The following is a 13179-nucleotide window of genomic DNA, read 5'->3' as shown; positions in this document are numbered from 1 at the left end:
GTAAATCATGCCATATGCCACTTAAAGCATCGGCATGGCTGCACTCACGGGTTGTACTTGCTCTTGCATAGTTTCAATATGCTCGGCGACTTCATCGTCGGCATCACCAAAGTAGGCGATATGGAACATGGCATCGCCTTCTTGCACTAATGGTATGTTCTGTTTGCCAATAATAATGCCAGCGCGATGGGAAACCACCTCGGCAATCACTCGGCCTAACGGACTGTTTATCTGGGATAATACCGCCCCTTTTTCCACTTGTTGGCCCAGCTCGACAAAGTCGTGCACAAAACCGCTGGCACCGGCGCGGGTCCAGTCACTGCGATAAGCCACAAACGGCGCAATTTTCCGTTTACTGCTGCGCTTTCGAATCATGGTCAAAGTCGATAACACATTCAATACGCCTTTAATGCCGGTTTGAATCGACAGTTCATCAAAGCGTAGCGCTTCTCCGGCTTCATAAAGCAAGATTCGTGCGCCATTATTGACCGCAGATTCGCGCAGTGAGCCATCGCGCAAGTTAGCGTTCAACAGCACCGGCACGCCAAAAGCTTCGGCAAGTGCTAAGGTTTGCTCATCTTTCAAATTAGCGCGAATTTGCGGCAAGTTTGAGCGATGAATCGCACCGGTATGTAAATCAATGCCATAGTCACAGTGTTTAACGATTTCATTTAAGAAAATATGCGCTAAACGTCCAGCCGGTGTGCCTTTGGCGCTGCCTGGAAAGCAGCGGTTCAAATCGCGTCTATCGGGCATATATCGGCTTTGGTTGAGCACACCATACACATTCACCATAGGCACAATAATCAAGCTGCCACGGCTGAGCTTGAGATTTTGCGCAATTAAGCGGCGAGTGATCTCAATACCATTGAGCTCATCTCCGTGTACAGCCGCGCTAACAAACACCGTTGGACCGGGCTTTTTAGCCCGGATCACATGCACCGGCAGCGACATTTGGGTGTCGGTATACAGTCTTGAAACCGGCAATTGCAGTTGCAACTGTTGCCCGGGGGCAATATTCACCCCGCCGATGGTCAAAATGTTTGGCATTAGCCTTTGCCTCGCGTTTTATTGGCATTGGGCTTGGCATGTTTTTCAATGAACTGAAACACCAAGTCAGCCACATCTTTATTGGTGGCCATTTCAATGCCTTCAAGACCCGGTGAGGAGTTCACCTCCATCACCACAGGACCATTGTTAGACTGCAAAATGTCCACGCCACATAAATTTAGCCCCATCGCTTTTGCAGCATTGACTGCCGTTGCGCGCTCCTCTTTGGTTAAGCGCACTAACTGAGCACTGCCACCACGGTGAAGGTTAGAACGGAACTCGCCTTCAGCGGCTTGGCGTTTCATCGCCGCGACGACTTTATCGCCTACCACCAAGCAGCGAATATCAGCGCCGCCGGCTTCTTCAATAAACTCTTGCACCAAAATATTGGCTTTTAGTCCCATAAACGCTTCAATCACGCTTTCTGCCGCTTTATTGGTTTCAGCCAGTACCACGCCAATACCTTGGGTACCTTCAAGTAACTTGATGACTAACGGCGCGCCGCCGACGTTTTTAATCAAATCTTGAATCTTATCTGGCCGGCTGGCAAACCCTGTTCTAGGCAAGCCAATACCTTTACGAGACAGTAGCTGCAAAGAGCGCAGCTTGTCGCGTGAGCGGCTGATTGCGACAGATTCGTTGACACAAAAGGTCCCCATCATCTCAAACTGGCGCACGACAGCGGTGCCGTAAAAGGTGATAGATGATCCAATACGTGGAATCACCGCATCATATTGTGGCAATACTTCACCCATGTAACGCACTGTTGGGTTGCTGCTAGTGATGTCCATATAACAATGCAAGGTATCAATAATATCTACTTGGTGCCCACGGGCTTCGCCCGCTTCTTGTAGGCGGCGAGTAGAGTAGAGGTTTGCGTCTCTTGATAGGATTGCTATACGCATTGTAGTTGGCCTTGTGTTGTCAAAAATTTCAATTAATTTAATGTTGCTAATATTCACTGCTTGGCATGAGTGCGGGCTGCTTGCTTAAGTTCCGCTCACCGGACAAAGAGAAGAATCGCTTTGGTGTGGTGACTAAACTCATGTATTTCAACCAAGTAAATTCAATCAAGGTATTGGCGGCTTCAATGCCGTTAACTACATTGATAAAGTGTTGCTCTTCTTCGTTCTCTGCCAGTAACATGCCGGCAGCCAGTGCGCGCATATTTAAACCGTACAGTGTCAGTAGCTCTGCTTGCACTCGAGTGAACTCCCCGCAACGATTGAATCCTCTTGGAAAATTCGCATCGTCATAAAAATGGCTGGCACTGAGTCTAAACTTAAGGTTGCTCACGTTATTCATCCTTTTGATTAAAAAGATATTAGTCACAAATTTTTGTGATAAATCCTAAACCGTTTATGGGGTAGTTCGTGGGGCGAAAGTTAGTGTTAAACTGCTTAAAAAGAAAACGAAAAATTTCTATCGTCACAACAAAACTTGTTTGTTAGTCTGCTAGGCGGCAACCGCTGCAAAGGCGATCGTTTGCCGAGTGGCTATGGGAAGTAAATAAGGGGCTATTTGGGCGACGTGTCGACCCCGAATAGTCTTGGTCAATATGTCAATTTTAACGGTGATGGGTTCAAGGTTTAGCAAGGAATAATTATGGATATAAAAGTCTTTAGAACCTTTCTAGAAGTGGTGCGAGAAAAACACTTTGGCCGAGCTGCAGATAACCTCTATATCACGCAAGCGGCGGTGAGTGCGCGCATAAAGCAGCTTGAATCGTTTTTTGATACCACCTTGTTTGTGCGCGATCGTAATGCGATTAAGTTAACCAGTGCCGGCGAGCGCTTAGTGCCCTATGCGCAAAATATGGTACGCACCCTTGAGCAAGCCAAAACTGAATTACTGTTGACCAAAGATTACGCCATTCAATTAACCATTGCCGGTACGCCGAATATTTGGGATGCCTTCTTGCAGCATTGGCTGAGTGTGGTCACAGAAGAGTTGCAGGGTTATTCGTTTCGCGCCGATGTATTGAGTTTAGATCAGATGACGCGGGCGCAGATTGAACGTACCTTGGATATTGGTGTCAGCTTTGACCCGATGAAGTCCGATGAAATTGCCAGCCAGCAGGTGGCGATGTTAGAGCTGGTCATGGTGTGCTCTGCGAAGAAAGATCAATCTAGTGCTTTAAGTGAAGGCTATGTTTATGTTGATTGGGGCACGCGATTCGCATCGGAGCATGCAGAGCGGCACGCTAAGATGCCACCGCCCTACTTACGCACATCCAATGGTCAAATTGCCTTGAACTTCATTTTAGAAAAGGGTGGCGCAGCCTACTTGCCTAGGGTAGTCGCGGCGCCGTTTATTGAGTCTGGCCAGTTATATGAAGTCGATGGCCAGCAGCCTTGGTATCGCCCAGTGTATTTATCCTATCGTAAAGATGCAGTGGCACTTTCAGCCATTACCCAAGTGGCCAAGTTAATTGATAAGACCGAGCCATTAACTCCATTTGTACTGCAACAAGCGGGTGAAGGTAGTGAGTAATGGCATAACGCTTCGCTTAGCGCTGATTTGCGAAAGCCAGTTATTGTGTGCAAGGATAGTGGTTGTTTAACAAAATAATAACCATGAATAATCAATGGGGGCTCTCAGTAACATGATAGAACAAGGTCAAACATTACCCAGCGGCGTACTCAGTGAACTTACCGATGAAGGTATGCTTAATCACAAAACCGATGAGCTATTTGCCAATAAAAAAGTGGTACTTTTTGCTGTACCTGGCGCATTTACGCCAACTTGCTCAGAAGCCCATTTGCCCGGTTATGTGGTCAGCGCCGATGTATTTAAACAGCAAGGTGTGGACATTATCGCATGCGTATCGGTCAACGACGCCTTTGTTATGAAAGTGTGGGGTCAGCAACACAATGCTGAGGCGCTGATGATGCTCGCAGATGGTGATGGTAGTTTTACTCAGTTACTTGGGCTTGAAATGGATACTGGCGGATTCGGTGGTTTACGTTCGCAGCGCTATGCGATGATTATCGATAATGGTGTGGTGACAACTTTGAATATTGAAGCGCCGAAAACCTTTGAGGCCAGTAAAGCTGAAACCTTGCTCGCTACTCTGTAAGCTGGGCAGAGAGAAAAAGGCGCCATTACAGGCGCCTTTTTTGTGGCTATGGTAACTGGTGACAGCCGAGATAAAGAGCTTAGGCTGCGTGTTCTAAGGTGACCGGCGCGGCCTCGGTTTCGATACCTAAACTGCTTTCAATGCGCTTGACACTTTGCTGTACTTCTTCGGCGATCTCATCACTTTGGTTAGATGCCCCTTGTGCGTGCAGTTTCAACTCTGCCATGGCTCTGACAAAATCGTCTAAGTGACTCACTTGTGCCAGCGAGTGGGCAGAGCCCTGCTTAGCCGTTAGGGTCATCTCGTGGGCTTGGGTTTGGACATCTTGCGCCACTTGCCACAGTGCTTGGGCGCGCTGTTTTTGCGTTTCAGATGCAGCACCAATGCCTTGGACACTTAGCTCTAACTCACCATTGGCTTCAGTCAGCTGAGTGAGAATGGTCATGATCTCTTTGAGTGAATGTTGGGTACGTAGCGACAAATTACGTACTTCATCAGCAACAACCGCAAAGCCTCGGCCTTGCTCACCGGCTCGCGCAGCTTCAATTGCGGCGTTTAGTGCTAATAGGTTCGTTTGCTCGGCAATGTTGCCAATCACATCAATGATTTTTGAGACATCACTGACTGAGGTCGTGAGGCTCGATAGCGATTGATGGCAGTTATTGACCGCCTGTTGGGTTTGCTCGGTGGCTGACAAGACCGCTTCGGCTTCGGTTTGTGAACGCTGCATATCAGCACGGGTAGATTCAGCACTGCGCTCCACTTGCTCTGAGCTTAAGTTCACTTCGCGGGCCAATTCGCGTACTTGCTCAGTTTGTTCGAGGGCCACGGCCACAATTTGTTGAGTTTGTTCTGTGCTAGAGCTGATCATACTAATTCGTTGCACCAGCTGGCTTAGCGATTGGGATACCGTGGTGATTTGTTGGCGCTGTTGCTCATCTTCGCTTTCAAAACGGTCTAGCAGCTGGTTGAAGTGGCCAGCAATCTGACCGGTTTCGCAGCGACGCTGAATGATCAGACGCTCACGGCTATTGGTTTCACTCAATTGCATAAAGGCACGGTTAAGATTCTTAAGCGGTTTGACAACGCGGCGTTGCTGTAAAAACAGATAGCCCAAAGCAAAAACGGCTAAGATTGAAACCATGGCATATAGTGCCATTTGTAACTCTTGCTTGAGCTGCAAGTTTTGGGTTTTCTGTACCTGGCCAAGGGCAAGTAATGATTGCTCAATGTTGGCGATTGCCGTGCGCATGGCTGATTGGACGTTCTGATTCTCTATCAGCAGATTATGGGTATTTTCTACTTCTTTGCCGTACCGTAAAGTCAGGCTGAGTAATTCACTTCGGTAGGCTTCACCTACTTCATAACGTTCACCTTCATCGTCACCTAAGGCAAACTCATCAACTTCTTCAACTTGATAGATACCGATTAACCCCAGTACCCGCAATTGATCATGCCAGTCGGCTAAGTTGTTGATGTTACGCTCTAGAAACGGTTTAAGTTTTTGTTCTTTGCCAATCAAGTAATCTTGGGTCAACTGGGAGAGGCGATAAACTAACGGCCCCAGCTCGTTGGTGAGCACTAAATATTTTGCGGCAAGTGCTGGGTTTTCTGCTAACCCTTCAAAGGCATATTGGGCTAATCGTCGATTGTTATCGAGCATCTCCGATTCTGCATGTGACAACAGTTGCCGAGGGTTACCCGCGAGCTTTCCTGCGGCAAGGTATTCATTATCTAACGCTTGAATGAATGTTGATAGCTGGCTTTGTACTTGTTGAGCCGTGGCATGATTGATGTCATTAACCTCTGCCGATATCGATTGCAGTTGCTGTTTTGCAGCGGCTAAGCGAGTGCTATCACCTGTGTTGAGATAGCTTTCCAGTTCACGACGAATTTCGACAAGAAAGGTTTGTTGAATTTGCGCCAGTTGCTCAGTTTCTTGCTCAATTTGCTGACGTTGCTGGCTGCTCCATATAACCACCGCAGCTAAGGTGGCAGCAAGCAACAGCAGGCTAGCTGAAGCTGTTAATGATAGGGTTGATATTCTCATTGAAGCGGGCCAAGCGATTAATTTGCCGCCAGATTATTGCACTTATGTTGCAAAATGATGACGCTCGCTCGACCACTTTATAGAACTGTATGTTTTACTAATATTCAGCAGATTTGAAGGTGAATTGAATTAGCCTTGCGCTCGAATCATGCTTTTTCTGCTGTCATTACCTCTGTCGCATCGGGAATGAAAACATAGCCTAGCCCCCACACTGTTTGAATGTAATCTGGATGGGAGGTATCAGCCTCTATGATGCGTCTAAGCCGAGAAATCTGTACATCGATGGCGCGATTTGAAGGCATATGGTCACTGCCTTTAGAGAAAGCGGCAATTTTCTCCCGGGTTAGCGGTGTATTAGGGTGGTTGGCAAATACCTGCAAAATGGCAAATTCGCTGCTGGTAATCGACACATTTTGATCGTCTTTGTACATTTTTCGGCTGTCTAAATTGAGCGTGAAATGGCCAAATTTAATTTCATGGGGTGCGTGTGCAGACCCATTGTCTATAGGTCTACGTCGAATCACAGCATGTAAGCGAGCTAGCATCTCTCGTTCATTGCATCGGTCTGGAAGGAAATCATCAGCGCCGATTTCCAGTCCCAGTATACGGTCAATCTCGTCGCCGTATTTAGATTTCATAATGATCGGGATGTGGTTGTCTTTTTGCCGCAACCTCTTGCAGACTGACAGTCCATCTTCGCCGTTTAATTTAATGTCGAGTAACAGTAGATGATACTCTTCCCTTTCTAGCATTTGGTCCATTTGGCTGGCATTTTCAGCAAAACACACCTCTACCCCTTGCTCTGATAGGTATTTACCTATGGTGTTTCTACTGTTTATATCTTGATCTACCAGCAATATTTTCGATCTCACTTCGTCCATAAACAATATGCTCCTGACACGGCCCTGTTAATTAGCATTGTGTACTAGATAAATATGTCATGTTGGTCGTTTATGTAAACAGGTATTACAGGGGGAAATGGCTAGCTCGAAGTATAGGCGAAAACCGCGAATACTGCGGTTTTTCGTTGCCGCTAGTTATATGATTTTAGTCTAAAGGTAACCAGACTTGGGCTTTTAAGCCACCTTGGGGGCGGTTGGTCAGGGTGACACTACCGTGATGACGATCGACAATACGCTTGATAATCGCGAGGCCTAATCCAGAACCAACACTGCCACGAGCGGTATCGCCCTGAGTAAAAGGTTGGAACAGCTCGTCAATCTCGCTGGCATTAATGCCGGGGCCATTATCTTCGACACTAAAGCTTACTTTATTGTCGCTTAAGGTGGAGCTGATAAGCGTCCAGCCATTACCATAACGCGCTGCATTTTCCACCAAGTTACTAATGACTCGTTTTATTGCTATGGCCTGCATTGGGATGTCGGGCAGAGTGCTGAGGTTAAGCTCAATCGTACCAGCGCGATTGGCTTCCGCTTCGGCAACATCGTTAATCAAATCGTTAAGTTGTGCAGGCTCGCGATTGCTTTCCTGATCTTGGCGAATATAGGCAATAAACTGATTAATAATCGCATCCATATCCTCAATATCATGGGCGATGCCGTCTTTGAGGTATTCATCCTCTTCAACCATCATTTCAGATGCTAAACGAATGCGAGTAAGCGGAGTACGAAGGTCGTGGGATATCCCGGCCATTAGCAACGCGCGGTCTTGCTCGAGTTGCTTCATGCTGTGGGACATCTGATTAAACGCATGGGTTACTTCGATAATTTCTGTTGAGCCACTATCGGTTGGTAGTGGCGCAGGGTAATCACCATGTGACACCGACAATGCGGCTTTTTGTAAGCGTTTTAACGGTCGATTTTGCTTGCGAGCAAACCACCATCCACCGGCCACACTCAGTGCACCAATCACCATTAAATAGAGTGTGAGTGGTGATAAGCCAAAATCTTTAAAACCCGTTAGCGGTACTTTGATCCAAATTGAGGGGGCTTGCGGTGGCTTAATCCAAATTTCAAAGTTCTCACCTTGGGCAATACGTACCTCAGCTTTCCCCCCTAAATGCTCTGACATCTGTGAAGACAATAAGCTGTAATAGGTTGCTCGCTCAATTCCCGCTTCGCGGGCCTGCTTTTGGTTATAGATCTCCATGGCATCGTCGCGCACTTTGGCATTGAGCGCATCGACCATGGTTAAATGTTCACGTCCCACATCCACGCCATCAACAAACAGCAAGTTGACTTGTCGAGCGATGAGCTGATTGATCTGTTGATAGGTAGGCTGAATAAAGTAGACCGCAACTGATAGATAAGACACCAGCTGATTGACCAACAGCAAAGAGCCAATCAGTAAAACTGTTTGGCTAAATGCACTCGCGGGTAAGAATTTTTTAAACCATTTCATGCCGAATATTTATCGGCGCGCCGCACCATCGGGCACAAATACATAGCCCAATCCCCATACGGTTTGAATATACCTAGGATTGGCGGCATCTTTTTCGATTAGGCGGCGTAAACGTGATACCTGTACATCGATTGAGCGTTCAAGGGCGGAATAATCTCGACCTCGGGCCAAGTTCATTAACTTATCACGTGATAGTGGCTCGCGAGGATGGCTAACGAGTACTTTAAGCACAGCAAATTCGCCACTAGTCAGTGCGATAGACTCATCCCCGTGATACATCTCTCGAGTAGCAAGGTTAAGTGAAAACTCGCCAAATTCGATTTGTTCTTCTTGCTGGGTGGGGGCACCGGGCACTTCTGGTGCTTGGCGACGCATCACTGCTTTAATACGCGCAAGTAACTCGCGCGGATTAAAAGGTTTAGGCAGATAATCATCTGCGCCCAGTTCCAAACCGATAATCCGGTCGACTTCATCGCCTTTTGCGGTCAGCATCACAATGGGGATGGCATTATCGTTTTGGCGCAATCGACGACATATGGATAAGCCATCTTCACCTGGCAACATCAAATCAAGTACCAGCAAATGAAAGTTTTCGCGTTCTAGCAATCTATCCATTTGCTCTGCATTGGCAGCACTGCGTACTTGGTAGCCTTGTTCTACAAGATACCGCTCTAGTAAAGAACGCAGTCTCATATCATCATCGACAACGAGGATTTTCGAGGTTTCTTGTCCCATGCTTGTAGTCCTTTAAACAGTTTGCGGCAGCGGCTGATGACAGCTCAACTGGCTGATCTTCATAATGTTGTTAATATAGCTGGTTTGCCGCGTAAAAGACTAGGATGATTTTAGCTTTGCAGATGCGAACTCAAGTGCGCATTGGTATTTTTGGTTGCTAAGCCTCTATTATTAAATGGAAATTTTAATATTCCGAAGTATGGGGCGAGAAATTGTAACTAAATTGATACTAATTGAATTATTAGGCAATGAATCGTAATGCTTTGTGATAAAAGCCCAATGCGCTGCGCGCATTGGGCTTGGGGGGGGGGCTTAGAACTTGTAAGTAACACCAACGACAGTTTTGGTCTCCCATTTTCCGTCATCTTTCTTGCTCTTAGCAAGCGAATTTAGTTCTGCTGTATCTGCAGCGCCTACTTTGGCATAAAGTGAGAAGTTGTCGTTGAAGTTGTAGCCAGCAACCGCAAAGACTTCACGCTTATCATCTTTGATGCTGTTAATGCCTTTCAACTTGGTATCTTCGCGTGTGAACGCCGCTTCTACGCCAGCGCTAAAGCCGCTGTCAAATTGATAACCGCTGCCAATCTCAACGCGATATTCGTTCAAAGTCCCTTCAAGTAAGGTGTTGCTGTTGCTTTTCATTGGTACAGCAACCGGACCTTGTACTTTAATGTGGTCTTTCACCATTGCGCGGCCTTCGGCATAGGCGTAGAAGTTGTCGAAATTGGTTTCTACTCTTAATCCGCCGCCAATCGCGCCGCGGTCAAAGCCTTCTGCTTTATCTGTGATGACATCTTTCTCGCCAGAATAGCCGGTTTCTGCTGATAGAAAGGGCACAACCGATACGGCGCCTAAGTTAAAATCGTATCCAAGCTGCGCTTCAACATTGGCATGCTTGTCTTGAGTGGTGTATTCCGCTTCAATCTTACCGGTAAAACCGTTCATAACATCTGCATTGGCTGCACCAGTTGAAAGTGCTAATAGGGCTGCAATGGCAATGGCTGACTTTTTCATTACTGTATTCCTCATAGAGTTTAATTGGGTTGTAAGTTAATAAGCGTTAGTGCTTATTAAGTGAGGCTATTATCTCAGTAAATATTGAATTCATTTAATTAGTAACTATTCGTTAATCGAATGGATTGTTACCGGTGCATTGGCACGGGTTAAGGTGGAAGTTGTTGATTTAGTCGTGTTTTTATTGGGATTTTCTTTGTGGTAGAAGAGATGGGTAGTAGACGTTTGAGAGTAGAGAACTGTGAATCGAGAACTGTGAGTCGAGAACTGTGAGTCGAGAACTGTGAGTCGAGAACTGTGAGTCGAGAGCTGAGAATCGAGAGCTGGCAACGGGGTTAGATAGCAGGAGGGAATGAATGGGAGTCAGTGGTGTTACTGCAAAAAAAGCGAGCTCAAAATGAGCTCGCTTTTTAGTGTACTAGGTCATTAGAATGCGTAGCTTACGCCGATAACCGTTTTTGTTTCCCATTTACCGTCATCTTTGCTCTTTTTATACAGCTCTGCTTGGTCGCCGGTATCTGCTGCACCTACTTTAGCAAATAGCTTTAAATTGTCGGTGAAATTGTAGCCAGCCACAGCGAAAATTTCGCGCTGGTCTTCTTTGAGATCTTTAAAGCTCTCTCGCACCATGGCGGCTTCAACACCTGCGCTAAAGCCATTATCGAATTGGTAACCGGTACCGAGCTTTACACGGTATTGGTTAACGGTGCCTTTTACTAAAGTATCGCCACCATATAGCTCCGCGCCTGGTAATTCAGGTAGCTCTGGAATAGGCAGTTCAGGTAGTTCGCCATTAGGTACAGTTAAGTTAATGCGGTCTTTGACCATAACGCGACCTTCAGCATAAGCGTAGAAGTTGTCAAAGTTAGTACGCACTGTAAAACCACCGCCTAATGCGCCGCGGTCAAAACCTTCATACTTGTTTGTCAGGATATCTTTTTCACCTGAGTAGTTAGTTTCTGCTGCCAAAAATGGAATGACAGAAACGGCACCAAAATTAAAGTCATAACCGAGTTGCGCTTCAACTTTAGTGTTCTTTTCTTGAGTGGTGTAATCGGCTTCAATTTTGCCGGTGAAACCGTTTAGCAATTCAGTGTTAGATTGTGCATTGGCTGCTCCTGTAGATAGGGCTAGTAATGCTGCGATAGCAATGGCTGACTTTTTCATGTGTTTGTCCTCATCAAATAATTATGTTGTTGTTTAACTCGTCAACAATGATGCTGCTGACTAAGTGAGGCTATTTTCTCAGTGTTTTTCGGGTTGTTTGAGTTAGGTATTATTTGATTTTCGAATAGATTAATGGGTAACAAGTGACTCGGTTCAGTTAAAGTTCAACTAATGGCTGTTATGGCGAAAGTGTGAGTAAATGCTAGAGATTGGACTTTTTCGCTAGGTTTGACCTTGAGTGTGATGTTGGGCGTAGGTACTAGTAAGAAAAGCGGTTTGTTGACGCAAAGAATAGCTAGCGAATTGGGCAATAAAAAACGGACCTAAGGTCCGTTTTTATGGGTGAATGATGGAGCATTGGCAGCGCCACCATGGAGTTAATCGCATTTGTCAGTTTGTTCACCATGGGCACTTTTGATGCAGATGTTGTGCGCTTGCTTTAAATACTTAGCTTCCGTTTTAGCTTTAGCTGCCAGTATGGCTTGTTGTTCCTCGAAAGCGGCGAGTCGCTTATCCAGCTCCTGTTCTATATTGGCACTGCGTTGCGCCTGACAGGCTAGATCATCTGCTGCACAGTAAAATTCAGCGTTGGCTTTACCAATCATGATAATGCTGAGCATGAGCGCTGGTAAGGCTACTACCATAAAGTTCGCTACTTTAGAGCGTCGTTTCCCCTGTGTCGGGAGCTTAGGCAATAGCAGTGATGATATTGAGTTAAGTTGATTAGATTTCATTGTTTGTACCTTTTAATCTGTGCGAGATGTGTGAGTTTGTTGGTTAGCGATTATATATAAACAACTCGATTGCTATTAGTTAGTATGTATTCGACTTTTTGATAGGTTGAGCCATTTGCACCGGGCCCATTGTCGATAGCTGATATTTGATAGTCAGTAGGCTCAATGGGCTAAAGTGGATGACTCACTGCGAATCACTTGAGGTGATGAATACACCGCTTGATAACCGACCTTTGAGAGCTTCTCGCGCATCGATTGGGCGAGTGCCTGTGGGCAGTGCAAGTGAAATTGGGCTAATGCGCTGGCATCGAAACTGTCGCCGTAGGTTAAGCGATTTAAGTGGTCATCTAGCTTTAACTGGATACCTTCAAAGCTGCCGCCAAAATAGAGGCCGCTGTTGGAAGAGACCATGAACATTTCCACCCCTTTGCTACCGCCAGCGGCTTTGCCGCTAATCCCAGGGCCCAGAGTTAGATCGGCTGAGCCACCGGCTTTGTAATTGCCATCGATCACTTGTTGCAGTGCGTTATCGCTCAGTAACACTCCAACCCCATTGACTGATTGGGCGCCAGCAAGAAGGCCAAGCTGCAGACTATTTACTTCGACAAAGATCGGCTGACTCCATTGATGGTGATGGCGCACCATTAAAATGCCCTTTCCCCATTGCGCCCCCAACACAAAACCAACTTGTCCACCGCGCGGAATGATGAATATGGCACGGGCGATGCCGGTGAGGTTACGTACCGCAGCCCAGTGCTCATCTGTAAGAAAGGTATCTAAATGCTGCTCTGCATCCTTGATGAGCTCACTGGCTTGGGTGTTATTTATATTGTCAGGCGTAGCTTCAAGCAGCTTGGCACTGCTTGGAATGCTGCACATTGACACAAAAGTGGCTATCAACACTGGTATCAATAACTGGCGATACCTGTTATTGATAATGGTGCCAAGTAGAGTAAATAGCTTCATTGAGTGAGCTCCGTTATGAACTG

At 46.4% G+C, this 13179-nt stretch carries 13 protein-coding genes; 2 read left to right on the top strand and 11 right to left on the bottom strand.

Annotated features, from left to right (window positions below):
• Positions 1–21: 21 nt before the first annotated feature.
• The 3 genes from L865_RS0103280 to L865_RS23015 are packed head-to-tail and all read right to left on the bottom strand — an operon-like array spanning position 22 to position 2346.
• Positions 22–1050 (bottom strand): succinylglutamate desuccinylase/aspartoacylase family protein, encoded by a 1029-nt coding sequence (locus L865_RS0103280; RefSeq protein WP_028771923.1) that lies wholly within the window; start codon positions 1048–1050, stop codon positions 22–24.
• Positions 1050–1955, bottom strand: coding sequence for a 30S ribosomal protein S6--L-glutamate ligase (rimK, locus tag L865_RS0103275; protein ID WP_028771922.1), 906 nt, complete (start codon positions 1953–1955; stop codon positions 1050–1052). The genes L865_RS0103280 and rimK overlap by 1 nt, the downstream gene beginning before the upstream one ends.
• A gap of 46 nt (positions 1956–2001) precedes the next feature.
• Positions 2002–2346 (bottom strand): MaoP family protein, encoded by a 345-nt coding sequence (locus L865_RS23015; protein ID WP_051484418.1) that lies wholly within the window; start codon positions 2344–2346, stop codon positions 2002–2004.
• Between the two features lie 309 nt (positions 2347–2655).
• Between L865_RS23015 and L865_RS0103265 the strand changes: the two genes are divergently transcribed.
• Together L865_RS0103265 and L865_RS0103260 are read left to right on the top strand one after the other, a co-directional pair.
• Entirely contained in the window at positions 2656–3543 is an 888-nt protein-coding gene (locus L865_RS0103265) for a LysR family transcriptional regulator (RefSeq protein WP_028771921.1), read from the top strand.
• A gap of 112 nt (positions 3544–3655) precedes the next feature.
• A complete protein-coding gene (locus tag L865_RS0103260) occupies positions 3656–4129 on the top strand; it encodes a peroxiredoxin (RefSeq protein ID WP_028771920.1) in 474 nt (157 codons plus the stop codon).
• A 79-nt stretch (positions 4130–4208) separates the two neighbouring features.
• Here the strand turns inward: L865_RS0103260 and L865_RS0103255 are convergent, their stop codons facing one another.
• From L865_RS0103255 to L865_RS0103220, 8 genes are all read right to left on the bottom strand, one after another.
• Positions 4209–6179, bottom strand: coding sequence for a methyl-accepting chemotaxis protein (locus L865_RS0103255; protein WP_028771919.1), 1971 nt, complete (start codon positions 6177–6179; stop codon positions 4209–4211).
• A gap of 146 nt (positions 6180–6325) precedes the next feature.
• Positions 6326–7060 (bottom strand): response regulator, encoded by a 735-nt coding sequence (locus L865_RS0103250; protein WP_028771918.1) that lies wholly within the window; start codon positions 7058–7060, stop codon positions 6326–6328.
• Between the two features lie 166 nt (positions 7061–7226).
• Positions 7227–8540 (bottom strand): two-component system sensor histidine kinase EnvZ, encoded by a 1314-nt coding sequence (envZ, locus tag L865_RS0103245; protein WP_028771917.1) that lies wholly within the window; start codon positions 8538–8540, stop codon positions 7227–7229.
• Positions 8541–8549: 9 nt separating this feature from the next.
• Positions 8550–9275, bottom strand: a complete 726-nt coding sequence (gene ompR, locus L865_RS0103240) for an osmolarity response regulator transcription factor OmpR (RefSeq protein WP_028771916.1) — start codon at positions 9273–9275, stop codon at positions 8550–8552.
• A 312-nt stretch (positions 9276–9587) separates the two neighbouring features.
• Entirely contained in the window at positions 9588–10289 is a 702-nt protein-coding gene (locus L865_RS0103235) for an outer membrane protein (protein ID WP_028771915.1), read from the bottom strand.
• Positions 10290–10715: 426 nt separating this feature from the next.
• A complete protein-coding gene (locus L865_RS0103230) occupies positions 10716–11456 on the bottom strand; it encodes a hypothetical protein (protein WP_028771914.1) in 741 nt (246 codons plus the stop codon).
• 377 nt (positions 11457–11833) lie between these two features.
• Positions 11834–12190 carry a hypothetical protein gene (locus tag L865_RS0103225; protein WP_028771913.1) on the bottom strand — a complete coding sequence of 119 codons (357 nt, stop codon included), beginning with the start codon at positions 12188–12190 and terminating at the stop codon, positions 11834–11836.
• Between the two features lie 162 nt (positions 12191–12352).
• Positions 12353–13156, bottom strand: coding sequence for a lipid-binding SYLF domain-containing protein (locus L865_RS0103220; protein WP_028771912.1), 804 nt, complete (start codon positions 13154–13156; stop codon positions 12353–12355).
• Positions 13157–13179 lie beyond the last annotated feature (23 nt).

This window comes from Shewanella waksmanii ATCC BAA-643 (assembly GCF_000518805.1).
Classification (GTDB): Bacteria; Pseudomonadota; Gammaproteobacteria; order Enterobacterales; family Shewanellaceae; genus Shewanella; species Shewanella waksmanii.
The sequence above is the reverse complement of the archived record's forward strand: the minus strand, read 5'-3'. Positions and strand labels throughout refer to the sequence as shown.